16 protein-coding genes and 1 pseudogene are annotated in these 26127 nt (G+C 57.4%); 8 read left to right on the plus strand and 9 right to left on the minus strand.

Annotated elements, in window-relative coordinates:
* Positions 1-108 precede the first annotated feature (108 nt).
* From H0S68_RS21060 to H0S68_RS21075, 4 genes are read right to left on the minus strand one after another with little or no spacing between them, the layout of a single operon-like run.
* The gene (locus H0S68_RS21060) at positions 109-573 is read right to left on the minus strand and encodes an SMI1/KNR4 family protein (RefSeq protein ID WP_020828634.1); all 465 of its coding nucleotides are present in this window, start codon (positions 571-573) and stop codon (positions 109-111) included.
* A gap of 5 nt (positions 574-578) precedes the next feature.
* The gene (locus tag H0S68_RS21065; RefSeq protein WP_410529003.1) at positions 579-10316 is read right to left on the minus strand and encodes a hemagglutinin repeat-containing protein; all 9738 of its coding nucleotides are present in this window, start codon (positions 10314-10316) and stop codon (positions 579-581) included.
* A 10-nt stretch (positions 10317-10326) separates the two neighbouring features.
* Positions 10327-10857, minus strand: coding sequence for a toxin-activating lysine-acyltransferase (locus tag H0S68_RS21070; RefSeq protein ID WP_020828639.1), 531 nt, complete (start codon positions 10855-10857; stop codon positions 10327-10329).
* A 10-nt stretch (positions 10858-10867) separates the two neighbouring features.
* Entirely contained in the window at positions 10868-12583 is a 1716-nt protein-coding gene (locus H0S68_RS21075) for a ShlB/FhaC/HecB family hemolysin secretion/activation protein (RefSeq protein WP_046372625.1), read from the minus strand.
* 580 nt (positions 12584-13163) lie between these two features.
* Between H0S68_RS21075 and H0S68_RS21080 the strand changes: the two genes are divergently transcribed.
* The 6 genes from H0S68_RS21080 (at position 13164) to H0S68_RS21105 (ending at position 20498) form a co-directional block, all read left to right on the plus strand.
* Complete coding sequence (locus H0S68_RS21080) at positions 13164-14093, plus strand: aminoimidazole riboside kinase (protein ID WP_046372624.1); 930 nt, start codon at positions 13164-13166, stop codon at positions 14091-14093.
* A 230-nt stretch (positions 14094-14323) separates the two neighbouring features.
* Positions 14324-15733, plus strand: a complete 1410-nt coding sequence (locus tag H0S68_RS21085) for a carbohydrate porin (RefSeq protein ID WP_128864568.1) — start codon at positions 14324-14326, stop codon at positions 15731-15733.
* Positions 15734-15798: 65 nt separating this feature from the next.
* Complete coding sequence (locus H0S68_RS21090; protein ID WP_020828643.1) at positions 15799-17169, plus strand: sucrose-specific PTS transporter subunit IIBC; 1371 nt, start codon at positions 15799-15801, stop codon at positions 17167-17169.
* Entirely contained in the window at positions 17169-18578 is a 1410-nt protein-coding gene (locus H0S68_RS21095) for a sucrose-6-phosphate hydrolase (protein ID WP_201896435.1), read from the plus strand. The genes H0S68_RS21090 and H0S68_RS21095 overlap by 1 nt, the downstream gene beginning before the upstream one ends.
* 21 nt (positions 18579-18599) lie before the next feature.
* Entirely contained in the window at positions 18600-19643 is a 1044-nt protein-coding gene (locus tag H0S68_RS21100) for a LacI family DNA-binding transcriptional regulator (RefSeq protein WP_122080237.1), read from the plus strand.
* A gap of 36 nt (positions 19644-19679) precedes the next feature.
* Positions 19680-20498, plus strand: coding sequence for a shikimate 5-dehydrogenase (locus tag H0S68_RS21105; RefSeq protein ID WP_020828646.1), 819 nt, complete (start codon positions 19680-19682; stop codon positions 20496-20498).
* 50 nt (positions 20499-20548) lie between these two features.
* Here the strand turns inward: H0S68_RS21105 and H0S68_RS21110 are convergent.
* The 4 genes and pseudogenes from H0S68_RS21110 to exbB form a co-directional block, all read right to left on the minus strand.
* Positions 20549-20842, minus strand: a pseudogene (locus tag H0S68_RS21110) (type II toxin-antitoxin system RelE/ParE family toxin).
* Positions 20842-21102: a type II toxin-antitoxin system ParD family antitoxin gene (locus tag H0S68_RS21115; RefSeq protein WP_046372621.1), complete on the minus strand. Its 261-nt coding sequence runs from the start codon at positions 21100-21102 to the stop codon at positions 20842-20844. The pseudogene H0S68_RS21110 and the gene H0S68_RS21115 overlap by 1 nt, the downstream one beginning before the upstream one ends.
* A gap of 138 nt (positions 21103-21240) precedes the next feature.
* A complete protein-coding gene (gene exbD / locus H0S68_RS21120) occupies positions 21241-21663 on the minus strand; it encodes a TonB system transport protein ExbD (RefSeq protein WP_020828649.1) in 423 nt (140 codons plus the stop codon).
* A gap of 3 nt (positions 21664-21666) precedes the next feature.
* Positions 21667-22641, minus strand: coding sequence for a tol-pal system-associated acyl-CoA thioesterase (gene exbB / locus H0S68_RS21125; protein WP_122080240.1), 975 nt, complete (start codon positions 22639-22641; stop codon positions 21667-21669).
* Positions 22642-23099: 458 nt separating this feature from the next.
* Between exbB and metC the strand changes: the two genes are divergently transcribed.
* Both metC and H0S68_RS21135 read left to right on the plus strand, forming a co-directional pair.
* Entirely contained in the window at positions 23100-24296 is a 1197-nt protein-coding gene (gene metC, locus H0S68_RS21130; RefSeq protein WP_046372620.1) for a cystathionine beta-lyase, read from the plus strand.
* Positions 24297-24450: 154 nt separating this feature from the next.
* Positions 24451-25113 (plus strand): DedA family protein, encoded by a 663-nt coding sequence (locus H0S68_RS21135; protein WP_046372619.1) that lies wholly within the window; start codon positions 24451-24453, stop codon positions 25111-25113.
* A 27-nt stretch (positions 25114-25140) separates the two neighbouring features.
* Here H0S68_RS21135 and H0S68_RS21140 read toward each other — a convergent pair whose 3' ends face one another.
* Complete coding sequence (locus tag H0S68_RS21140) at positions 25141-26061, minus strand: LysR family transcriptional regulator (RefSeq protein ID WP_130016529.1); 921 nt, start codon at positions 26059-26061, stop codon at positions 25141-25143.
* Between the last annotated feature and the right edge of the window lie 66 nt (positions 26062-26127).

Below are 26127 nucleotides of genomic sequence, written 5' to 3' on the forward strand. Positions count from 1 at the left end.
CTGGCCCGCATCTATTGCAGTCCATTTCGCCTGAGTACCCGCTTCGCATACCGCGAAAGGGTTTCAGGCTTAAAAATACTAACCCCGGCTAAAGCCGGGGGAATTAGATCAACTTATACTTTGCATTTGTTTATAAAAAAACTCGCCAAAATCATTTGCTAATGGCTTAAATGCGAGCTGATGATCATTCACTCCAGGAGACCATAGCTTAACAGGAGCTTCTGAGCCTGATTGAGCACAATCCAAGACCACATAATCCCCATCTCCCGTAGCACTGACAATTATATAATTATCTGGTAAATTAGAGTTATTTCGTTCTTGGATCGTTATCCAAACAGCATCAGGAACACTTGAGTTAAAAAAATCAGATTTAATTAGCCCATAAAACTCTTGACCCGCGATATCCCCACATCCTAAATTCTCTAAAAAGAATCGATATGTTATAGGAAAGCTTAAGCCAAGTACCTTCTCAGCAGATTTAATGAGCGCATCATCTTTAGGCCCATCAAAGTCTGCCTCGTCAATCTTACCATTAATAATATCAATGGCATTTTTCATATCGTTCAAGCTCATATCATCTACCTTTTAAAAGCCTGAGCACGTTCTTTCCAGTAATTAGAACGCCATTTGTCAAACTCAGTCCGATTAATGCCAGAAGGAATACTGTTATCATTGATATGGATAACCCCATGATTCTCTTTATGGAAAGCTTGAGTTACCTCCGCTATAGGGCCATCTTGACGTTGCAACATATGATGTAAATTCACAGAGTTTCCATTTGCATCAAGTGGTGCCAACCCTTTTTCCATCCTTTGAATATTGCTTCGCCCCCTGGCATCTACAGCATTAGGATCAAACAAATCATTCCGCTGATAGACCTTGTTACCATTAAATTGTATTGGTTCAGCAGACCAATACTTCCTTTCTTGGCCGAAGTACTTGGCGCTGCTTACTTCATCACTGGCCTTATTGAGTAACTTCGATGCGTCAGCAACATCACCTTTTGCCAGCGCTTTCTCTGCCGCCTTGATGAACTTACCGGCACCATCGCCCAGTACAGGAACCAACCCTACTGTCGCGGCCAGGTAATCCAGTGCGCTCTGCGCTTCCGCAAAGCTCTTGATATCCCCCACCACAGGTACAAAGTCTATACCAAAACCGGCGGCGCCTTTCAGCATTTCATCTCTGTTAGCGTGCAACTTGGCCGAACAAGCATCTGGACTCAACCCAGCACAGGTTTTCTGCTGGTAGGCCTCTACTGCCGCTTTAAGCTCATCCTGCGCTCTTTGGTATTTTTCTTCCTGCGTTATTCCAGAGAATTTATTCTCTACGATATCGCTAATCGCATTGTTCTCCACCACCGTCTTACCGGTCTGCGCACCCGCGATTGCATCAGCACTGCTATCACCAATCAAGCCACCAGCCAGGCCCGCTGCCAATGTCGCCAATGCCGAAACCGTCTGCTTCTCTGTTTCATTCAGTTCACTTACCGGCTTGCCGTAGGAATCGCTCGCTATCATGCCGATAAGTTCCCCCGTCGCAGCGCCACCCGCGCCAACCAAGGCATTGTTGCCCTGCGCTGCTGCCAACGCACCATTAACCGCTGCGTGCGCCAGGACTCGTGCTGCCGGATCTTCGATACTGTCGGCTATGACTTTAGTAATATAAGGTGCGGCACCATTAGCCAGTGCGCCCGTCAAATCACCACCAGACAATCCTTGAACGGCTGCCGTGGCCGCCTGCATCGCACGTTGAACCTTACCGCCCGTACCATAGCCCGACTCGCTGAACGCCTGGTTATACGCCGTCTGGTAAATCTGTTCGTTGATATCCTTATCGGTGATGACCTTGCCAGGTTTCTCTTTCGCCAGCTTATCCGCTGCTGCCTGGCGATCGGCATCGGTAACGTTATTCATTTTCTCGTTGGCGGCTTTGGTTGCGGCGATCGCCCCCTCGGTCCGCGCTATGTCCATCGCCTGATTGCCGATCTCGCCGATCAGCTGCGCCTGCTGTAGCCGTTTTTGCTCTTTCTCTTTGTCGAAGATCGGGCTTAACGTCTGGTTGGCGTGCTCCACGTCGCGGCTCAGGTCGTTGACGTCCTGCGTTTGTTTGTCCTGATCGCGGATGATGATGGTGCCGTCGCTTACCGCAGCAAAGGTGGTTGAGCTGTCGTGTCCGCTGTTGTTGGCCCCCACCAGCAGGCCGTTGGCCATGTTGCCGGCGAACTGGCTGCCAATGCTGCCGCCGGAGCTGATGCCTACGCTCTGGTGCTCCACGTCGAAATCGGCCTGATTGTGGATATCCTTAAAGCCCAGCGTGCCGGTATCGAGCTTGTTTTTGTCGGCGGTGGCGGTGCTGCCGATCACCGCGCCGTTAAGCTGGGTATGTTCGCCCACCGTCAGGTCAAAGCCGCCCTTGCCGGCGAAAATGCCCGTCTGCTCCTGCACGCTGTCGTAATTGCTGTGCATCTTGTCTTTGCTCAGGCTGATGCTGCCCGAACCGGTCATCGAACCGAAGGTGAAGCTGCCGCCAGCGCTGGCATTCTGCTGTTTGGAATCGTAACGATCGCTGTCCTGCTGGCTTTCCAGCAGCAGATTGCGACCCACGTCGGCCTTGACCGATTCGCCGGTGACCTGTGCGCCGATCAGGTTGGTATCGCGCCCGCTGGTAATATTGACCTGATTACCGGCGTTAACCGTGGTTTCGGTGTGGCTGGTGCCGTTGCCCTTCTCGTTACCCTTGCCCTTGTTGACGCTGGCGGAAACGCTCAGCCCAATACCGCCGGAGCCGACACCGATACCCACGCCCAGCGTGCCGCCCTGGCTCTCGTTTTTACCGTCCAGATACTGGGTGTTTTTGGCGGAAAGCAGGTTCACGTCACGGTTGGCGTTCAAGGTGACGTCCTTGCCCGCCTGCAACTGGCTGCCCTGCACCAGGATGTCGCCGTCCTGGCCCTTCACGCCGTTGCCGCTGGCGGTAATGCTCAGGTTATTGCCCGCCGTCAGGCTGCTGCCCTGCGCGGTGCTCTGCCCGCTGTTTTGAGTAGAGGTGGAAGACTGGGTACCGTAGGAAATGCTGATCCCCACCATGTTGTTATTGGCCGGATCGGCGCCCTGCGCCTGCGCCAAACGCGCCGCCTGCACCGCCTGTACGCCGCTCAGCGCCGCCTTGGTACCCTGCAATGCCGCCAGGCGACTGTCGTCGGTGGATTTCGCCTGCTGCGAGGTTTCTACCGCAGTGTTCAGCGCACTGCCGACCGTGCCGGACAGTGCCAGTGTCAGACCGGATTTCTTCTGTTCAACCTTGTGAGTCTGGCTGTTCTGATCCTGCGCCTGCGTCACCGACACATTCTTGCCGCTCAGCGCCATGTCCTTGCCGGCCACCAGCTCGGACCCGGTCACCGCCAGGTTATTACCGGCCCCCAGGGTGACGTTGCCGTTTACGCTGCCGACGGTGCTGCCCTGATTGGTCAGCCCCTGCGCGGTATCCGTGGTTTTCAGGCTTTCGGTGCCGTAGCTGATGCCGATACCCCCGCTGCTCATCAGGCCGGATTTTTTCTCCTGCTTGAGGTGCAGTTCGCTGTTGCTTTCGGTCGCGCCGGTGATGCTAAGATCGTTCCCTGCCAGTAGTTTCACGTCCTGAGTCCCGGCCACGCTGCTGCCCTGAACGTGTAAATCATTGCCCGCCAACACATTAATGCTGTCACCGCTCAGGGTAGTGCCCTGTACGGTCTGGCGATCCAGAGTGTCGCGGGTGGTGGTCGTGGTTTTCGACATCAGGCCGTTACCGCCGGTCACCTTGTGTCGCTCGTCCAGATCGAGAGTGTTCTCGCCGCTGAGAATATTGATGTCATGGCCGGCATTGAGGTTCAGCGCATCGCCGGCCGAAACCGTTGCCGCATGGGCAGTAATATCGTTCCCGGCATTGAGGGTCACGGCCCCTTTGCCCACCACTTCGCTGCCGACCTGCTGGCTGTTGCCCTGTTTCAGGCTGTTGTCGCCATTCCAGATCAGGTTGTCGCGGCTGGCGGTAGTCACCGTATTCAGGGTGAGATCGCGGCCGGCACTCAGCAGGGTTTGGCCATTCTCACCGCTGTTAACCACCTGCGCCGCATCCAACTTGATGTCGCGACCGGCCTGCAGCATCAGCTTGCCGTCGGCTCCCTGCACGTACATGCCTGCCACGCTGTCGATGTTGGTGCGTTCGAAGCTGTTGGCACCGTTAACGCTCTGCGCCGTACGGGTAGTGCTGATGGCGTTGATATCACGCCCGGCGCTGGCCAGCAGCGAGTTGTTGCCCTGGATCACCCCGCCGATATTGTTAATGTCGGTACGGGCAGTCAGGCCAACGTCGGCCCCCTGAATCTGGCCCGCCACGTTGGTGATGTTGGCGGCGCTCAGTTTCACCACTTCACGCCCGGCGATATGGCCGCTGTTGAACAGGCCTTCGCCCAGATTGAGATTGACGTTACGCCCGGCAATCAGCGCACCGGAGCCGTCCAGATCGCCCGGTTGCATGCGGGCATACACTTGCGGTACCAGGACGTTTTGCTGGCTGCCGTCCGGCAAGGTGACTTTGGCGCTCACCAGCCAAACGATATCTTGGGTCAACAACCCCATCTGCTCAGCCGTCAGCGCCACGCCCACCTTCAGGTTATATTGCTGGCTGAATGCCAGCCCCTGATCCATCAGCGCCTTAAACTGCTCTTCGTCGTTGTTGAAACCGTCCAGATAGCGCTGGCCGGTCAGGTTGATCACCTGTTCGCGGATCAGCCGCTGCTCGTAGTAACCGTCACCCAGGCGCTTCAACACGTTATCCGGATTATTGGTCACTTTACCCATCATGTAATCCGAGCCCAACCAGGATTTCTGGTTGGTGAAGCGCGGATCGGTCTCAACCAGATACTGGCCGTCCGGCGCCGGATTGGTCTTGAACAGGCTGTTGTCCGGCAAACGGGTGTCTGGCCCGACAATGCGCACCACGCTGTCCGCCGCGTCACCCTGCTGGTTATTGACCTTGTTGGCGACCTCGAACTGCTGGCCCGGCTGCAACGCTACGGCCTGGATCACCGGCAGAGCGCCGCTGCCAATGGTCTGCAGGCCGGCGGAAATATCACTGCCGCTGACCACCGCATTGACCCCACCGGCAGCGCCGATAGTGGTATTGGTGCCCTGCTGCGTCAGCGGGGCAATGGCGATTGGGTTACCTGCCACCTGCCCGTGGTCAATCAGCTGGCTCGGCTTCAGCGAAATGGTCTGAATGGTGGTCGGTGGCGTATAGGCCGTGGCATTGTGCCCCTGCTTATCTTTACCCTTTTTCTTGATGCGGTAGTAACTGGTCACTTCGCCGACGTCGGTGGTCAGGCGCTGGCCCGGCACCGCCACGTTATCCACGCTGCCGGCATTAATCGCCAGCGTGCCGCCCGCGATCACCTGGCTCTTGTCGTTCAGCAGATGCCCGGCGTTGATCGCCATATCGCCACCCGCGATGATTTTGGCCGGATCGCTTTCCTTGATCTGGGTTTCCTGCACCGTGCGGTTGTAGTCGTATTGCGTAAATCTGTCGTTGTTATGCCCAGTTTTCCCTGGGGTATTCAGGTTCAACAGCGAGTCTGATGAATTGCGGTCAACGAAAACGCCCGGTTCTCCGGCCGTCCAGCGTACCGGGTCGCCCGATTGCTGATACTCGGTGATTTTTCCGTTGGAAACGGTGACCAGTTCGGTAGTAAAGCGGTCGTTGACGTTGTTGATCTGTCCGGCCGAAATAGCCATGTTGCCCGCAGATTCAAGGGTCGAACTGTGATTGTTGAGGGTGCCGGCCTGGCCGGTGGCCAGGTGGTTGGCGTCAAGCTGGCCGCCAATCGCCATGTCCCCGCCGCTGTAGATCAACCCATGATCGTAGTTATTCAGCGTTTGGGTGCCGATATCCACCCGTTCGCGCCCGGCCAGCGTGGCAGCGGTGCCGTTTTCCGCCAGGTTGTTAAAGGTGACGGTTTGCACGCCAATAGCATCGCCATAAATACGACCGGTGCCAATGTTGGTCAGCGTATTGGCCTGGATCAACGTATGTTTGCCGTCAATCAGACCATAGTTGGTCAAGGTACCGTTGACCGTCAGCCAATCCTGCCCGGCGTTTATCTCGCCGCTGGCGGCATTGAACAGATTATTGGCGCGCAGATCGAGCTTGGCACCTGCCAGCAGTTTGCCGCTGTTGGTCACATCGCCCCGCGTGGTGAAGTTGAAATTACCGTTGGCAATCATCTCACCGCTGTTATTGATGCCCTGTGCGCTGACCAGGTTCATATCGCCCAGCGACAGCAATTGCCCGTCGCCGCCGACCGCTGCTGCGTTGATGTCCAGCAGCTTGCCCGCTTTAACGATACCGCCGGTGTTCAGCAGGTTAAGCGCCGCGCCCTGCAACTGCAGGTTTTCGCTGGCGGCCAGTTGGCCTGCGCTGTTATCCAACTGACCGCCGTTGGTGATAGTCAGCTGTTGGTTAGCCAGAATGCTGCCGCCACGGTTGCTCAACGAGCCGGTGTTCAACGCCACGGCTTGGCCTTCCAGCCCTTTATTTTCCGCCTTGGTGTCGTCGTTGATGAACTGCAGGGCATTGAGCGTCACGGTGGCGCCGCTGCGGATCAGCCCCAGGGCGTTGTCGATAACCCCCTGCGCGCTGTCCAGCAACAGGTTGCCGACCGCCTGAATTTGTCCGTTGCGGTTATCCAGACCGGCGCTGGCGAGTTGAACCGCCTGTTCGCCAATAACCCGCCCGCCGTTACTGTTGTCCAATTTCAGCGCCGCCAGGGCAAAGTCACCTTTGGCCCCCAGCGTTCCGCCCTGATTATTGACGTCGCCACTGCTGAGCTGCAGTTTACCCAGGCTGTGCAGGGTACCGTTCTGGTTATCCAGCAGCTGGTCGTGGGTATCGACATGCATATCCGCACCCGATTGCACCAATCCACCCTGGTTATTCAAGCCGCCTGCGCCGGTGGTATTCAGCACCAATGCCTGCTGTGCTACCAGTTTGCCGCCACCGTTCAGCAGCGCTTCGGCATCGAGCTGCAAGCCCTTGCCGGCAATCACCACGCCCTGGCCGTTATCGAACACGCCGGTAGTGAGGTTCATCGCCCCCTGGCTGGTGATGCCGCCCTTGTCGCCGCTGTTGGCGTTGGTCAGCCGCTCAACGGTCAGATCTAACCCCTCACCACTCTGGATCAGGCCACCGTCGTTGTTATTGAGGCTATTGCCGTGCAGCTCCAGCGCCGTCTGTGCCGCCAACTGGCCGCCCTGATTCTCCAGCAGGCCGAAGTTAATCTTCGCCACATCGGCGCTGACCAGCGTGCCCTGATTGTTCACCAAATGCGCGCTGTCCAGCTGCAGTTTTTTGCCTGCGCCAATCACCCCAAGATTGCTGTTATCCAGCAATTCTTTGGCATCCAGCGTCATATCCTGACCGGACTTGATCGCCCCGCCCTGGTTATTGATCACCCTGGCGGTGGCCGACAGCTGCTTCTCTGAAGCCAGCGTGCCGCGGCGATTATCCAGTTGCTCGCCATGCAGCTGCAGGTCACCCGCACTGGCGATAAAACCGGCCTGGTTATCCACGGCACCGCTGGCGATCGTCAGTTTGCCCAGGCTGCTGATACCGCCATTCTTGCCGCTGTCGCGATTGCTCAACGCCTGACCGTGGGTATCGATGCGCGCATCGCCGCCCGCCTGCAACAGTCCACCGTCGTTGGTCAGTGCCAGGCTGTCGATATTCAGCTTCTGCTTGCCGACCAGAGTGCCCTGGCTGTTATCAAGCTGGGCGGTGAACAGATCGGTCGTCCCGGCGCCCACCAGCATGCCCTGACTGTTGTCCAGCGCGCCGCTGTGGATCGTCAACGTCCCCTGGCTGAGGATGCCGCCGGTTTCACCGCTCAGGCGGTTGCTCAACGCCGCGCCCTGGGTGTCAATATTCATATTGCCGGCGGATTGCAGCAGGCCAGCGTCATTGTTCAACACACCGCTGCTCAGGCCCAGATCTCCGCTGGCGGCGATAACGCCCTGTTGGTTGTTCAGCGCCCCTTTGCCCAGCGCCAGCGAAAGCGCGCCGCCCACGACCTGCCCGGCCTGATTCTCCAGCCCGGTACCGGTCAGTTGCAGAGCCTGTTTGGCCTCAATACGGCCGCCGCGGTTATCCAGCGCCTGTCGCGCCGTAACCTCAGCATTGCCCGTCGCGGCGGAAACCAGCCCCTTGCGATTATCCAGCTTGTCCGCCCGCAGCTGAGTATGGCCGCTGGCCGCCAGTTGTCCCTGTCGGTTATCGATAGCGCCGCTGACCTGTGCCTTCAGGCTGCCGTCCTGCGCAGCAATCACTTTGCCGCTCTGGTTGTTCAACCGCGCGGCGTTAAGCGCGACGTTGCCGTTTGCCGCCAGTTGGCCGCCCTGGTTATCAATCCCCTCGCGGGCATTAAGGCGCATCTCACCCTTGCCGCTCTGCACCAGTTGGCCGTTGCGGTTAGACAGACTGCCGGCATCCAACGCGATCTGCTGTGCCGAAGTGGTGCCGCCGTCCAATACGTAGTCGCCGCCCTGCATGCTGAGCTGGCCGTTGGACAGCAGCTTGCCACCATCGCCCTGCAAGCGACCGGTATTCACCGCCAGCGCACCTTTACCGGCATGGACGATTTGCCCGCCCTGGTTGTCGATCAGACCCGCTTCCAACGTCAAGTCATTGCCGTTGCTGGCAATACGGCCACCGGCGTTATCCAGTTTGCCCTGTGGGTTCAACCGGAGGTTGTCTTCGCCAAGCTGGGTGATCTCCCCCTTGCGGTTGGATAAGTCATGCGCATTAAGCGCCAGTTTATTCGCCGCCAGCTTGCCACCGTCATTATTGAACCGCTTGCCGCTGCTGGCGGTGAGCTGTTGCGCGGCTTCAACCTGCGCATTGGCCGTGGACAAATCGCCGGCCCCGGCTTCCAATGTGACCTGGGTAGCCGCGGTACGGCTGCCGCTGATGTCCACGCCCTGCCCATTGGCACGCAGGTTGCCTGCTGCCAGATTTTGGCCCTGCGCAGTCAGTTTTCCGCTGGTGGTTAGCGCCAGTTCGCCGCTGCCGCCAAGCCGACCATCCTGTTGCACACCGGCCGCCAGCGTACTGCCTTTGCCACTGTTCAGGCTGGCTGCCTGGATACGCACATTATTGCGGGCCGCAATAGAACCGCTGTTTTGTACCTCACCGTCGCTGCTGACATCGGCATGGCCTGCCGCGAACAGCGAACCGCTGTTGCTGACGCCGCCCTTCGAGGCCAGTTGCGTATCAGCGCCGCTGCTGATTTTACCGCTGTTTTCAATACGGCCATCGGCAGTGACTATCACGCTGCCGGCCTGCGCACCGATGTTACCGGCGTTACGTACTCCAACGCCGGTTTCGGTGCCGATCATGCGGATCTTACCGGCGTACATACCGCCCAGCTTAGCCACGTCCACCGCAAGTTGTGGACGGGTGGCCGGCTCGTCGCTTTGTTTGTCGATCTGTTGATGCGCAGCATCCACCTTGTTGCGACCGGTGGTGACTTTGAGATCGTTCGCCCACAGTCCGGCATTAATCTTCGTCGAACGTGCAATGATCTCGGTGTAATCCTGGCGCGAACTGTCCATACCGGCGCCTTCAACCACCACTTCACCGCGTTCGACGTTAAAGCCGGTCAGGTTACCGTTGTTCATCTGCGCCTGCCCGGTGGTCAGGGTGGCGCGGTTGGCGTTGATAAAGCCGCAACCGTTACAGGTAATGCCTGACGGGTTGGCGATCACCACCTGAGCACGCTGCCCGGCAACCTCGATATAACCGTTCAAACGGCTGGGATCGCGGGAGTTGACCTCGTTGAGGATCACCTTGGCTTCGCCTTTCGCCAGCCACGGGTTACCGTCGACCCAGCCGCCCTGCTGGGTTTGAGTCATTTTGTGGGAGTTGTTGAGGATCGCACCCTGTTTGTCGACGTCAAACTGGCTATAGGTATTGCGAGAAACCCCACCGGCGCTTGGCGTCTGGATATTGACCTGTGGCGTACCGTTAGCGCTGTTGACGATGGTCGGCTGCTGGCCGCCCGGCGCATTGCCGTCAGCAATAATCGCCGCCTGCACCGGTTGGATAGCCCCCAGCGCCATCAGCAGGCTAAAGCTGACGGCGTTCATCTTGCCTATGCACTGGCTCAGGGTATGCCCCAAACCAGACGAACGGGCTGACCCGGCACGGCCGGAGCGGGCGATATCCGCCACCACCATCAGCATGCCACGCGCTTTGTTGAAAACGATACGATACAGGTTCTTGTTCATGGCAATGTCCTTATTGGATTTCTGACGGCTCGACGGCTAACGGGTGGCTCGCCCACCATTGCTGCGCCTGTTGATGGCTAACCTGCGCGCCTTTAAAGTTCACCACGCGCTTTCCGCGCTGCTCTCCGCGGTGATACAGCGCCCGCATGCACAGGTGCGGGAAGATTTCCCGAGCGATCAGATTGCGCATTTCTCGCGTGTGCCCAAAGGGCGCTATCCAGTCGCAGAACCACAGACGATCGCCACTGTTCCAGTCACTTTCCAGCATATTCACCGCAGGCTGCGTCAAATACCGCGCCTCGGCCTCTTGATTCATCCAGGCCCAACTGAGGAAAAACACCGGCTGATTCTGGTGCGACGCCAGCACATATTGCTGTCGCTTGATGATCGGCAGCAGCAGGGTCGGCAGGGTGTGCAGCGGGGCGTCGCGGTGCATCGGTGAATGCATCCACAGCCATACCGCCGCGCCAAAGGCTTCTGCCTCACTGTCTTCGCCGCCGAGGATCAACGGCGCCCTGATATCGTATTCGCCTATGCGCATGGTCGTGCCCTCAGTAGTTCCAGCTCAGGTTAAAGCCCAGGGTGACCGGGCTGGTGCTGAACCCCTCGGGTTTGGAGAACGGCACGCCGGCGAACAGATCGTAACCGACCTTGAAGGCGTAGCCGCGCAGCCCCACCACGCCACCGGCCAGGTGCTGCCCAACCAGATAGTCGGAACCGTAACCGCCCACTTCGCCGTAGTCGGCGCCGAGGTACAACTCTTGCCCCTGCAACGGTGTGCGCCAGGCCAGATCGTTACGGACGAACCAGCCGTGATTGGCGTTCAGGGTGCGTTCGCCATCAAAGCCGCGCACCGTCCAACGGTTGCCGATAGCGAACTGATCCTGCGGCGTCAGCGGCGTATCGCTGATCTGACGCTGGTATTGCACGTTGTAGCGGAAATTCTGGCTGAACAGGCTAAATGGCACGTCGAGCTGGGCGTTAAGCTGCACAATTTTGCTGAGCGCCGTGGCCTCGCCAAAGGTCTCTTCCGGCGCAGGCAATGCGCCGAACCAACGGGTACCGCGCTGATAACTGACACCCGCGTCCAGCGTAGCTTGTTGAATGTAGTGGCGGTGCTGCAGCCCCAGGCGCCAGCCCGAGGTGCGTCGGCGCTGCACTTCCACTTCGGTATCGTTGATGTAGTTACTGGACTCGCGCGCCAGCACGTCATAGGTCAGCGTAGTTTTCTGGCTGCCGTTGCGGTGCAGCACCCGGCTGAGTTGGAAATCCAGATTCTTGCTTTTGCCGCTGTAGCGGTAATCCTGATTCTGACCGGCAATGGTCTGGTGGTAGTCATAGCTGTTGGCGGTAACCCCGGCCATCCAGTAACCGAACGGTACCGAATAGTGCCCGGTGATGTTCTTCGATCCCTTGCCGCCCTGGTTTTGCAGATCGGTAGAGCCGGAGATATAGAACAGATCGCTGAGCGAAAACGGGTTATCCAGCGACAGCGTTAAACCACCCTGATAGCGCCCGGTACTCTTGGTGCCGGAATCATCCAGCGAGGCGCCAATACGCCACATGCGTTCCTGCTTCCAGCTCAGGGCGATGTCACTTTCGCCGGGCTGTTCGCCGGGGATGATTTCCATATTGGCCTGCACCGTCGGCAGGCGCTGCAGGTTCTCCAGCCCCTGTTCGATATCGCGCAGGTCCAGCAGGTTGCCCGCATGGGCCGGGAAGCTGCTGTAAGGCTGAATGTAATGGCCGCTGTCAGGCGTCAGTTTCACCTGCCGCACGTAACCCGGCACCACCACCAGCCGCAGCTTGCCGCTTTTCAGATCCTGCGTCGGCGCCAGCACGCGCGTAGTGATGTAGCCGTGATCCACCAGCCGGTTTTGCAGGGTACTCATCAACAGGTTAATGCCCTGCCCGCCCAGGCAGCGCCCCTGCGCCTGATTAGCGATGCGCTGTAACGGCAGCCAATGAGGGAGTTTGTCCTGGCCACTCAATTCGACCTGATCGATTGGGAAGCAGGGTTTTTCCTGCGGGAAAGCAATACGTCCAAAACTGGATGAAGGTGGCGACAAGCGCACATCCGGCGTCGGAGGGGTCAGCTGTTGCTCCAGCGCCTTTTGCCGCTGCTGCTGTATGATCAGCTGTTCGCTGTTTGATGTTGCCGCCAGCAACGGTTGGCTGAATATAAATAGCGGCAAGACAACGGAGCCAAATGGAATACAGCCCTTGCGCACAGCAAGGCCGAGCGAAGAGTAAGCGGAGTGGCGCATTACTTTTTCCCTGTCGAAAGACAAATAAAAGATAAGAATTGTAAATAAACGCAAACATTATGCGCACGAATAGCTCACGATCAACTTAATTTTGCTCGGTAATGGGCGCTGGGTAACAAAATGCTTAATAAGAAGGATCTGCAATGCTAATGCCGGTGCTGTTAAGCCAAGCCAAAAATAACAACTAACAAATTGTTTTTAATCACTATATTTATAGATCAATTTTAATCGACATTCATATTCATGAATAATTGCATCTAAACAATGCAATTATTCATCACCGAGTCATTAACGCTAAACAGGTTACAATCTTTAAGAAATTTCCTATTTAAAATACGATTAACCACTTTATTAGCTCCCACCAGAAATCAAATTCGCGATTAATTGCCATGCTATTTTTTAATTATATTTGTCAATGCGTTACTTATTCACAATCGATATAACTTATTCCGCCATCAAGTCATAGCCACCTCGCAGTCTGCTGCCTTTCGCCTGGTGCGACAGATTCTTTCGTTGCAATGCTAAACCGGTTCTTCTATTTTAGCTCGCCATCTGACACGGGTGAAAACAGAGGTTGAACATGGTTAATCGCGTATGGGTTCTGGGTGATGCAGTCGTCGACCTGGTGCCTGAAAACTCAAACAGTTACCTTAAGTGTCCCGGTGGTGCGCCTGCCAATGTGGCGGTTGGCATTGCCCGCCTGGGCGGCGACAGCGCCTTTATCGGCCGGGTTGGCCAAGACAGTTTCGGCACCTTCTTGCAACAGGTACTGAGCGAAGAACAGGTGGATATTGGCCATATGTTCCAGGACCCCGGTCACCACACCTCCACCGTGGTGGTGGACCTTGATTTGTCGGGCGAGCGCTCCTTCACTTTCATGGTCAATCCCAGTGCCGACCTGTTCCTGCAGCCTGAAGATCTGCCTGAATTCAACGCCGATGAATGGCTGCACGTCTGCTCTATTGCCTTGTCGCAGGAGCCCAGCCGCAGCACCACGTTTGCCGCCATGGAGAACATCAAGGCGGCCGGCGGCTGGGTCAGCTTTGACCCGAACATTCGTGAAGAGGTCTGGCGTCAACCGGATGCGCTGCGCACCTGTTTGCAAAAGGCCCTGCTGCTGGCAGACGTGGTGAAAATCTCGCTGGAAGAGCTGAGTTTTATCAGCAATATCGGTGAGTTGGAGAGTGCCATTGACTGGATGATGCAACGCTACCCGCTGCGTTTATTGCTGGTGACGCTGGGCGGCAACGGCGTATGCGTACACGACGGCAAGCAGATCCGGCATTTCCGTGCCCCCACAATCACCCCTGTCGATACTACCGGTGCAGGCGACGCTTTTGTTGCCGGCCTGCTGGCGGCGCTGGCGCAGATCGGCGCTTTGCCGCAGGAGGAACAATGGCCGGCGGTGATCGCTCAGGCTCAGGCCTGCGGCGCATTGGCGACTACCGCCAAAGGTGCGATGACCGCGCTGCCGCATGCCGACGAGCTCCGGGCCTTCCTTCGCCGCTGAGCCGCCCACAGTAAAACCGGCCCCGACAAGACCCGAGATTAAGCAAACAATATCGGGGCCACATTCGCCCTTGCCAGTTCAGGCACAATTTGCGGAGTCGATCACAATAGCTGAATCGGGTTAGCAAACTTGATTGCCAGCCGCACAGCAACTCACTATCTTTCATCCTGAAAAACCGGTTTAGCAATTTAGCAAAAAATAATAACAACCTTCCCGGATGATAGAAAATCATGAAAAAACTTAGCTATCTGGCCATCACTACAGGGCTTCTCATCTCTACCTCTGCCGCAGCGGCAGGCGCCAACGACAGCATCGAAGCGCGCCTCAATGCGTTGGAACAGCGGCTGCAGCAGGCCGAACAACGGGCGAGCCAGGCAGAAACGCGCGCCACGGCGGCGGAGCGCAAGGCTCAGCAGTTGGAGCAGCGTACCGCCAACACCGAGCGGCAAACCGTACAAGTGGCGCAGCGTACCGCGACGCTGGAAACCCACGCCGCACCGGCCAGCAACCTGAAGCTCACCGGCTTAACCGATCTCAAGCTGTACGGCGACGTCGAATTCAACCTTGACGGCGCCAGCCGCAGCGGCCAGTTGACGTCGTTGAAAGGCAGCGACAACAAGGACTGGAAGCCCGGTAACAAAGAAAAGTGGGATATCAACGGTCGCATACTGGTCGGCGTGGACGGTTATCGCCGCAACCCGGATGGCAACTTTTCTGGTTTCAGCGTGCAACCGCTGGCAGACATGACCGGCAAAATGAACCTCGACGATGCCGCCTTCTTCTTCGGTAACGAAAAGAACTGGCAAACCAAGATTGGTCGCTTTGAAGCCTACGACATGTTCCCGCTCAATCAGGACACCTTCATCCAGTATTCCGGCAATACCGCCAACGATTTGTATGCTGATGGCTTCGGTTATATCTACATGATGAAAGAAGGCCGCGGTCGTAGCAGCAGCGGCGGTAACCTGATGCTGAGCAAGTACGCCGGCGACTTCTACTTCGAGCTGAATACGCTGGTCGAAGATGGTACCTCGCTGTTTCAGGACGACGCCTATCACGGCAACAGCCTGGATAACAAAAAGAATGTCGCCTACCTGCGGCCGGTGATCGCCTGGAAAAAAGATCGGCTCAGCGCGGCGGTGGCGATGGAAAGCAACGTGGTCAACAACGCCTATGGCTACCATGACGGTCAGGGACAATTCGTCGACCAATCCAAGCGCAACGGCTATGGCATGACCCTCAGTTGGAATAACACTGCCACTCATCCGGACAACGGCGTGGTCGCCAACCTGAGCACTGCCTATCTTGACGCCTCCGGCGAGCAGGACTTTACCGCCGGGGTCAACGTGCTGTGGCGCCGCTTTGAAGTGGGTTATATCTATGCTCACAACAACATCAAAGAGTTTAACACTGCCGGAATGACGGCCGATATCAGCAACCCGCTCAGCGAACCGGGCAAGTATGACATCCACACAATCCATACTTCGTATCAGATACCTAACATCATGAATATGAAGAATTTCAATTTGTATCTCGGCGCCTACGTTTCGATGCTGGAGGCCAATGCCGAGAACAAGATAGCCAACGCCAATAACGATCAGCGCTATGGCGTACGTGCCAGATTCAAGTACTTCTTCTGACGCGGATGAACTGATTTCCGCCGCGAAAAACCGCGGCGGCATTTTTATTTATGAAGGGAGTGAACATGGACATAACCGCAACCGCCAACGCGCTATTGCCGCTGCTCGGCGGTAAAGAAAATATCGCCAGTGCCGCCCACTGCGCCACGCGCCTGCGTCTGGTGCTGGTGGATGACAGCAAGGTAGACAAAGTGGCGATCGGCAAGCTGGACGGGGTGAAAGGCTGCTTTAGCAACGCCGGGCAGATCCAGGTGATTTTCGGTACCGGGCTGGTCAACAAGGTGCACGCGGAATTTATCAAAGCGGCCGGCGTCAGCGAATCCAGTAAATCGGAAGCCGCCGACATAGCCGCTAAAAAGCTTAATCCGCTGCAACGTATCGCCCGCCTGCTGTCGAATATCTTCGTGCCGATCATTCCGGCCATCGTCGCCTCCGGCCTGCTGATGGGCCTGCTCGGCATGGTGAAAACCTACGGCTGGGCCGATGCCAACAGCGCCCTGTTCGTGATGCTGGACATGTTCAGTTCGGCGGCGTTCATCATTTTACCGATCCTGATCGGTTTCACCGCGGCGCGCGAGTTCGGCGGTAACCCCTATCTGGGTGCCACGCTCGGCGGCATTCTGACGCATCCGGCGCTGACCAACGCCTGGGGCGTGGCCGGTGGTTTCCATACCATGGATTTCTTCGGGCTGGAGATCGCCATGATCGGCTATCAGGGCACGGTATTCCCGGTGCTGCTGACGGTGTGGTTTATGAGCGTACTGGAAAAACAGCTGCGTAAGGTGATCCCCAACGCGCTGGATTTGATCCTGACGCCGTTCCTGACGGTGGTGATCTCCGGTTTCGTCGCCATGCTGTTTATCGGCCCCGCCGGGCGCGCACTGGGTGACGGCATCTCCTTTGTCCTCAGCACGTTGATTACCCACGCCGGTTGGTTTGCCGGCTTGCTGTTCGGCGGCCTCTATTCCGCTATCGTGATCACCGGCATTCACCACAGCTTCCACGCCGTCGAAGCCGGACTGCTCGGTAACCCGAATATCGGCGTTAACTTCCTGCTGCCGATCTGGTCAATGGCCAACATCGCCCAGGGTGGCGCCTGTCTGGCGGTGTATTTCAAAACCCGTGACGCAAAAATCAAAGCCATTGCGGTACCTTCGGCCTTTTCCGCCATGCTTGGCATTACCGAAGCGGCGCTTTTCGGCATCAACCTGCGCTTTGTGAAACCGTTTTTGGCGGCTCTGGCGGGTGGTGCGCTCGGTGGAGCCTGGGTGGTGGCCAATCATGTCGGCATGAACGCCGTCGGGCTCACGGCCATTCCGGGAATGGCAATCGTGCAGGCCAGTTCGCTGGTGAGTTATATCATTGGTCTGGTGATCGCCTTTGGTAGCGCCTTTACCCTCTCGTTGTTGCTGAAATACAAAACGGACAGTGAATGATGGAAGAACTAAACCTGATGAAACAGGCCGTTCAGGCGATGATGAGCGGCATGCCCAAGGCGCTGCGCGATCCGCACCGACCGGCGTGGCACCTGGCCCCCAGCGTCGGGCTGCTCAACGATCCCAACGGCTTTATTCAGCATAACGGGGTTTACCACCTGTTCTATCAGTGGAACCCGCTGGGCTGCGATCACCGCAACAAATGCTGGGGTCACTGGCAGTCGACGGATCTGGTCCACTGGCAGCACCAGCCGGTGGCGCTGGTGCCGGGAGCCTGCTACGACAGCCATGGCTGTTATTCCGGCTCGGCGGTAGTGGCAGACGGCAAAATCATGCTGGCCTACACCGGCAACGTAAAATATCCCGACGGCTCGCGCACCGCCTATCAATGCCTGGCGCAGGAAAATGCTCACGGCGGTTATGACAAGCTCGGGCCTGTATTGCCGCTGCCGCCGGGTTATAGCGGCCACGTGCGCGATCCGAAGGTCTGGCGCCATCAGGACAACTGGTACATGGTGCTCGGCGCCCGTGACCTGCAGGATCGCGGTAAGGTTTTACTGCTGCGTTCCGCCGAGCTGCGCAACTGGCAGTTGCTGGGTGAAATCGCCGGCTCACAGCTGAACGGCATCGGTGACTTCGGCTATATGTGGGAATGCCCGGATCTGTTTACGCTGGACGGTGCCGAGGTGCTTATCTGCTGTCCGCAAGGCCTGGCGGCGGAGGCCGAACGCTATCTCAATGTTTACCAGGCGGGGTATTTCACCGGCAGGCTGGACTATCGACAGGCCACTTTCGACCATCAGGATTTCCACGAACTGGATGCCGGGTTTGAATTCTACGCGCCGCAGACCACCCTGACCGAAGACGGTCGCCGGCTACTGGTTGGCTGGATGGGCGTGCCGGAGCAAGACGAGGATTGCCACCCGACCCTGCAGTATGGCTGGATCCATATTCTGACCTGCCCACGGGAGCTGTCGTTGCATAACGGCAGACTCTGCCAACGTCCGGCACGTGAACTGCAACAGCTGAGGGGCGAAAACCGCCAATGGCAGGGCACCGCCGACGACGCGCCCTGCTGGCCTGTCGACAGCGCGGAACTGCTGCTGGCGCCAAACGGCGCGTTCAACGCCGACTTTGGCGGGGCGATGGCCCTGAATTGGGATGGCACCGTGCTGCGGCTGACGCGCAACAACCTGCGCAGCGGGCAGCCGGAACACCGTTACTGGCGCGGTGAGCTGACTCAGCTGCAGATATTGTTCGACCGTTCGAGCGTGGAGATTTTTATCAATCACGGCGAAGCGACCATGAGTTCGCGCTACTTCCCCGGCCCACAACCCTTACTGCACCTGAGCGGTAAAGCGCAGCTGGCGCTCGAGCACTGGTCGCTGACGCCATGCATGCTAGAATGACGCATCCTTCGATGAATTCAGATGCCGTCAGTGAAAAAAAATAAACGCATAACCATCAGTGATATTGCCGCACTGGCCGGCGTGTCGAAATCGACCGCCAGCCTGGTGCTTAATGGCCGCAGCAAGGAGTATCGGGTGTCCGACGATACCCGCGATCGCATCCTGGCGCTGGCCGGCGAGCACCATTACCAGCCCAGCTTCCATGCCCGTTCGCTGCGTTCCTCCCGTAGCCATACCCTGGGGCTGGTGGTGCCGGAAATGACCAACTACGGTTTTGCGGTGATTTCACGCGAGCTGGAAACCCTGTGCCGCGAGGCCGGTTTGCAGTTGCTGATCGCCTGTACCGACGAAAACCCGGCGCAGGAAATGATGGCGGTGAACAGCCTGGTGCAGCGTCAGGTCGACGGCCTGATTGTCGCCTCCAGCCAGCTCAACGATGCGGAATACCAAAAGATTAACGCCAGCTTGCCGGTAGTGCAGATGGACCGCTTGATTACCGGCTCCGAACTGCCGCTGGTGATCACCGACTCGCTGACCTCGACCGCTACGCTGGTGGAGAACGTCGCGCGCCAGCATCCTGACGAGTTCTATTTCCTTGGCGGGCAACCGCGCATCTCGCCAACCCGCGATCGATTGGCCGGTTTTCAGCTCGGCCTTGAGCGCGCCGGCGTGGTGTGTAAACCGGAATGGATCATCAACGGCAATTATCACCCCAGCTCCGGCTACGAGATGTTCGCCCAGCTGTGCGCACAGTTGGGCCGTCCGCCAAAAGCGTTATTTACCGCCGCCTGTGGTCTGCTGGAAGGGGTGTTGCGCTACCTGAATCAGCACCAGTTGATGGAGAGCGACCTGCATTTGTGCAGTTTCGACGATCACTACCTGTTCGATGGCCTGACGCTGAAAATCGACACCGTGGCCCAAGACTGTCGTGCTCTGGCGCAACACAGTTTCGACATGGTCAGCGCGCTGATTGACGAGCGGCCCCTGGAACAGAACGCGCTTTACCTGCCAGGCAATATCCACTGGCGCCACGCCGGTTCGAAGGCGCTGCTCGGCCAGCCCTGACTTGAGGTTTTTCTTTTTCCGCTTAAGGAGCTCAGCATGAGCCGTGAGATTAACAAAGATACCCAGCTGTGCATGTCGCTGGCCGGTCGCCCTGGCAACTTCGGTACTCGCTTTCATAACTATCTGTATCAGGAACTGGATCTGAACTTTATCTACAAGGCGTTCACTACCCAGGATATCCAGGCAGCAGTGGGCGGCGTACGGGCTTTGGGCATCCGTGGTTGCGCGGTTTCCATGCCGTTCAAAGAGAGCTGCATCCCTTTCCTCGATGAGCTGGACGCTTCCGCAACGGCGATTGAATCGGTCAATACCATCGTCAATGACGCCGGTTTTTTGCGGGCCTATAACACGGATTATATCGCCATCGCCAAATTGCTGGCCCAGTACCAAATCCCGACAGAAACCGCCTTTGCCCTGCGCGGCAGCGGCGGTATGGCAAAAGCGGTGACCGCGGCACTGCGTGACGCCGGTTTTAAAAATGGCCATATCATCGCCCGTAACCCGCAGGCCGGACAGGCTCTGGCAAGTGCATACGGCTATCAGTGGCAGGCGCAAGTCGATGAGCTAAAAGTGGATATGGTGATCAACGTAACGCCAATCGGCATGGCCGGCGGTGCAGAAGCGGAGCAATTGGCTTTCGCGCCCGCGACTGTCGATGCGGCGAAAATCGTCTTCGACGTGGTGGCGCTGCCTGCGGAAACCCCGCTGGTCCGTTACGGGCGTGAGCACGGCAAACAGGTGATTACCGGGGCAGAAGTGATTGCGTTGCAGGCGCTGGAACAGTTTGTCCTCTACACCGGCGTACGTCCTACCGATGAGCAAATCGCCCGTGCTGCAGCGCACGCTCGCGGTTAAAAACGCTAAACAACGCCAGGGCCGCGGTTCGTTTGAGCGGCCTTGATGGCCTAGCGATGAGCCAGCAGACGCAAAATATTTCTCGCACCGTGAAGTACTCGCTCGATCCTGACATTACGTTGTATCGCTGTGAAAACGATTAGGTATTTGCCGTAGGCGCTGATCCTGACGTCCCGGCCAAGCTCAGGTCGCTATTGGTAGGTTTCCGGCGACTCGCCGATTCGCTGGCATTGGTTATACAGTTCAGAAATAAAACTCAGCGCCCGGGCCGGGTTATCCTGTGTAATATGATCGCCAATACTTTCAATGTCATATATCGCTGCCGGCGATATTGTTAGCCTAATCAGTCACTTCCGTTATCCACCATCCGTTGGTATTTAGCCCGCAAGCGCGCAAACGCCTCATCCGCCGGGACTCCCTCACCACTTTCAACTCCCTGTACAATGGCCACCTGCAACTCTTCAATTTTCATCGCGCGCTCATGTTCTTCAAGCAGACGCAGCCCTGCCCGTATCACTTCGCTGACGTTGCCGTAACGTCCGCTGTCAATTTGCTCATGAACGAACTTTTCAAAATGAGGGCTTAAAGCAATGCTAGTTGGCATGGCCGACTCCGGAAAGTAGTGTTAATTACTATCTATTAGTATTTTCATTTGTCGGCAATGCGTCAAGCCCCTGTACGAAATTCAGTCAATAAAAAAGGGCGCCTGAGCGCCCTTCTAATCCTGGGTGATGCCAGCCCGCTACTTGGCGGTGCCTTCCATCCCCACCAGCCCCACTTTCAGGTAGCCGGCTTTACGCAGCGTATCCATTACGCTCATCAGCGTTTCGTAGTCCACACTCTTATCCGCCTGGAAGAAGATGGTGGTCTCTTTGTTCGCCTGCGTCCGTTGATCCAGCACCGACGTCAGTTGATCTGCACTGACCGCCTGCTCACCAACATAGAGCTGTTTGTCCGCTTTCACCGACAGGAACACCGGTTTTTCCGGACGCGGCTGAGGTTTGGCGGAGGACGCCGGGAGATCGACACGGATATCTACCGTTGCCAGCGGCGCGGCCACCATAAAGATGATCAACAGCACCAGCATGACGTCGATAAACGGCGTCACGTTGATTTCATGCAGTTCGCCGCTGTCGTCCAGATCTTCATTTAAGCGCATCGCCATAACTCACCCCACCCGCAGTTGGTGTGAATGCTGTGAGCGTTTGGCTTCCGCCGTGGCGGCCAGATCCAAATCACGGCCCAGCAACAGCAGAACCTGTGCCGCTACGTCGCCAACCTGAGCGCGGTGACCACTGATCACACGGGCAAAGATGTTATAAATCACCACCGCAGGAATAGCGGCGACCAGGCCCAGCGCGGTAGCCAGCAGCGCTTCTGCGATGCCGGGCGCAACCACGGCCAGGTTGGTGGTTTGTGAGTGGGCGATGCCGATAAAGCTGTTCATGATGCCCCAAACGGTACCGAACAGACCGACAAACGGCGAAATGGCACCGATGGTCGCCAGGAAGCCATTGCCGCGTCCCATGTTACGGCTGTAGCCCGCAACGCGACGCTCCAGACGGAAACCGGTACGTTCCTTGATGCCGTTGTTGTCGTTGGACGCCGCCGACAGCTCCAGTTCGTTTTGCGCATCGTTCAGCAACACGGAGCTGATGCTTTCTTCCGAGAAGCTCTGCGCCAGTTCGGACGCTTCGTCCAGCGAGCGTACGTTGGCCAACGCCAGCTGTTCGCGGCGCAGACGGCGCTTGGCGCGGAACAGTTCGCTGCCCTTGGAGAACAGGATGGTCCAGGTGACGATAGACGCCAGCACCAGGCCGATCATCACGATTTTCACCACGATGTCCGCATGCTGGTACATACCCCAGACGGACAGGTCCATACCGCGGGTTTCCGGCGGCTGGATGGTCGGTTGCGGGTTGACCGGAGTGAGGGTTTCAGGCGCTGCCGCGGCAGGCGCGCTGGCAGCCGGAGCCACGCTTTCGGTAACGGCCGGATTAGTCGCCGGTGCCGCATGAGCACTGCCGGCCAGACCTGCCACCAATACCATTGAAGCTAACAGACCACGGCCGAACGCCTGGCCCCATTGCGCCCGGCCCTGACCGAACGATCCTTGATTTAAATTCTTGCCAGCCGTTTTCACGCTGTGCCTCCACCCGTTACCGATCAAAATTGAGGAATAATTCAGCGTGCGATCATATCAAACCAATCAGGGATTGATAGTAGTTCTCATTATTATTTACCAAATAATCGGGAAAATTACTCCTGCGGCGCACTTATGGCTCCCTGGCGAACCCATTCGCCGCCTGTTCGAGCCTATATGTACCCTTTATAGGGCTATTTCGTCACTTTTACCGCACAGGGCTGCAACAAAGACAGAGGATTTGTCGCATTTTACTGTTACATCCCGGTCTCACCGATAAACTCGCTTGGTTATCGCCGTCAGGCAGAAGGATGGCATGCGAGAGCACGATTGAGCAGAAGATTATAGCCGTTTCTACATTTGGATGTTAAAACGTCTGGATGGCCATAAGGCGTCATGCTAACGTAAGGGCTATTGCAAATGGCCCGTGAAGATCAAGCAAAGGTGAGCCCGCTCCTATGACGTCTAAAAACATCGAAACTACCCTGATTGGCGCCGGGCGCAGCAAGCGCTATACCCAGGGCTCCGTCAACCCCGTCACCCAACGCGCTTCTTCATTGGTATTTGACTCCGTGGCGGCCAAAAAAGAGGCCACCGCCAAACGTGCTCATGGCGAGCTGTTTTACGGCCGACGCGGCACCCTGACCCACTTCGCGTTGCAGGATGCGATGGTCGAGCTGGAGGGCGGCGCAGGCTGCGTGCTCTATCCTTGCGGCGCGGCGGCGGTCTCCAACGCCATTCTGTCCTTTGTCGGCGCGGGCGACCATCTGCTGATGACCGGCTCCGTCTATGAGCCGACGCAGGACTTTTGTACCCATATTCTGAGCCGCATGAATGTGGAAACCACCTATTTCGACCCGCTGATCGGCGCCGATATCGCCGGACTGATTCAACCCAATACCCGTGTGGTGTTCCTTGAATCACCCGGCTCGATCACTATGGAGATCCAGGATATCCCGGCGATGGTGCAGGCGATTCGCGCCGTGGCACCTGAAGTGGTGATCATGATCGATAACACCTGGGCGGCCGGCATCTTGTTCAAGGCGCTGGATTTTGATATCGACATTTCGATTCAGGCTGGTACCAAATATATTATCGGCCATTCCGATTACATGCTCGGCACCGCCGTGGCTAACGAGCGCTGTTGGGACCAACTGCGTGAATATTCTTATTTGATGGGCCAGATGGTAGACGCCGATACCGCTTATATGGCCAGCCGCGGTTTGCGCACCCTGGGCGTACGCCTGAAGCAGCACCAGCAGAGCAGCATCGAAGTCGCCCATTGGCTGGCCCAGAGGCCAGAGGTGGCAGTGGTCAATCACCCGGCGCTGCCCGGTTGCAAAGGTCACGAGTTTTACCTGCGCGATTTTAACGGCTGCAACGGCCTGTTTTCTTTCGTGCTGAAACAGCGCCTGAGCGACGTGCAGTTAGCCGAGTTTCTGGATAACTTCAGCCACTTCAGCATGGCCTATTCCTGGGGCGGCTTTGAATCCTTGATCCTGGCTAACCAACCGGAAGAACTGGAAGCCATTCGCCCAGCGGGTGGCATAGACTTCTCCGGTACTCTGGTACGCCTGCATATCGGCCTGGAAAATGTGCAGGATCTGATCGCCGATCTCGCCGCCGGGTTCGACCGAATTGCCAATACGCGCTAACAGAACGCCTGCTTGCATCGGCAACTTTATTCGCCTTGTTTAATGTGTGCTTAAGCTATTAGCGTTACACTAGGCGGGTAACTGTCAGATACGGCCAACACTGTGCCCTGGATACCCTGAAGCCAGGCGCAACCGGTATGCAACAGGATAAATAATGGATGTATTACGAGAGATTGTTCATGCGCTTTGGCAGCAGGACTTCATTGCCCTTGCCGATCCCAGCGTAATTTGGGTGGTTTATGCGGTGCTTTTCACCACTCTATTTTTAGAAAACGGACTACTGCCAGCTTCCTTCTTACCCGGCGACAGCCTGCTGCTGTTATCCGGCGCGCTGATCGCCAAAGGCGTGATGGCCTTTGTGCCGACGCTGATCATTTTGACCGTCGCCGCCAGCCTGGGCTGCTGGCTGAGCTACCTGCAGGGCCGTTGGTTGGGCCATACCAATCTGGTCAAAGGCTGGTTGCTGCAACTGCCCGCTCAGTATCACCAACGTGCACACAACCTGTTTAACCGCCATGGCCTGACGGCGCTGGTCATCGGCCGTTTTCTGGGTTTTGTTCGCACCCTGCTGCCCACCATGGCCGGGATTTCTGGCCTGAACAGCACCCGTTTTCAGTTCTTTAACTGGCTAAGCGCGGTGATTTGGGTAGGTGCAGTGGTCGGCCTCGGCTACGCCTTCAGCCAGATCCCTTTGGTTAAACGCTATGAGAGCCAGGTGATGACCGGGCTGATGATCCTGCCGTTGGTGCTGCTGCTGGTTGGCCTGGTGGGCGGCATGCTGGTTATCTGGCGTAAAAAACGCGCCGCCTCTTCCTGATACCCGGACGGGCGGCCATCGTCGCCCTTAAAGCGCTTTTTCAACCAACGCTAGGCTGGGAGGCAGCTTGCTCACCAGCGTATCCACCGCCAATCGAACCTTCAAAGGCAAATGCGGCGTTTGCGGCCAAACCGCGTGAACGTCGAATGACATGCCGGGCCGATTGCGCATCAGCCTGACCAATTCCCCTTTCAACAACGATTCGCGCACCAGCCAGCAAGGTAACCAGGCTATGCCAAACCCCGCTACCGTGGCATCCGCAATCGCCTGCAGGTCATCCATCTGTAACCCTTTCTTCGGTATCACCTCCTGCTCTTTTCCGCAGGCATCCAGAAGCATCCAGTTAAGAACCACGCCGGCGCGCATGTAGGTCACCGCATCATGTTGTGCCAACTGTTCGAGGGTTTTGGGTTCGCCGCTGCGCAACAGATATTCCGGAGCCGCGCACAATGTCATACGGTGGTCGCCAACGCGCCGTGCCACCAACCCACTGCTACTGACCAGCGTACCGTTGCGGATCGCCAGGTCAAAACCGTCCTCAATCAAATCCACCACGCGGTCGTTGAATGACAGCTCCAGCTCCAGCCCAGGATGCTCACGCGCCATACTGGTCAACAGCGGCGCAATGCACATGCGGCCAAACAGCACCGGCATCGACACCCTCAGCCTGCCGTTGACCTGCTGCTTCCCCGACTCCAGCAGCATTTCTGCGGTACGTATCTCTTCCAGTGCCCGCAGACAACGTTCGTAAAACAGCGCACCGTCGTCGGTCAGGCTCAGGCTGCGGGTCGTGCGATGAAACAAGCGAACGGCCAACCGTTGCTCCAGGCGGGCGATGGTTTTCCCCACCGCCGAACGCGAAAGGTGTAGCCGGCTGGCCGCCAGCGCAAAACTGCCTGCCTCCACCGCGGTGACAAATACCGAAATGCCGTTCAATCGATCGCTCATGATTTGTAGCCCTGAAAGAAACAATCAAAGGAAATCTTATCGCCACTGGCGAACTTCTATCAACGA

It is taken from the genome of Serratia sp. AXJ-M (genome assembly GCF_046531865.1).
Classification (GTDB): domain Bacteria; phylum Pseudomonadota; class Gammaproteobacteria; order Enterobacterales; family Enterobacteriaceae; genus Serratia; species Serratia liquefaciens.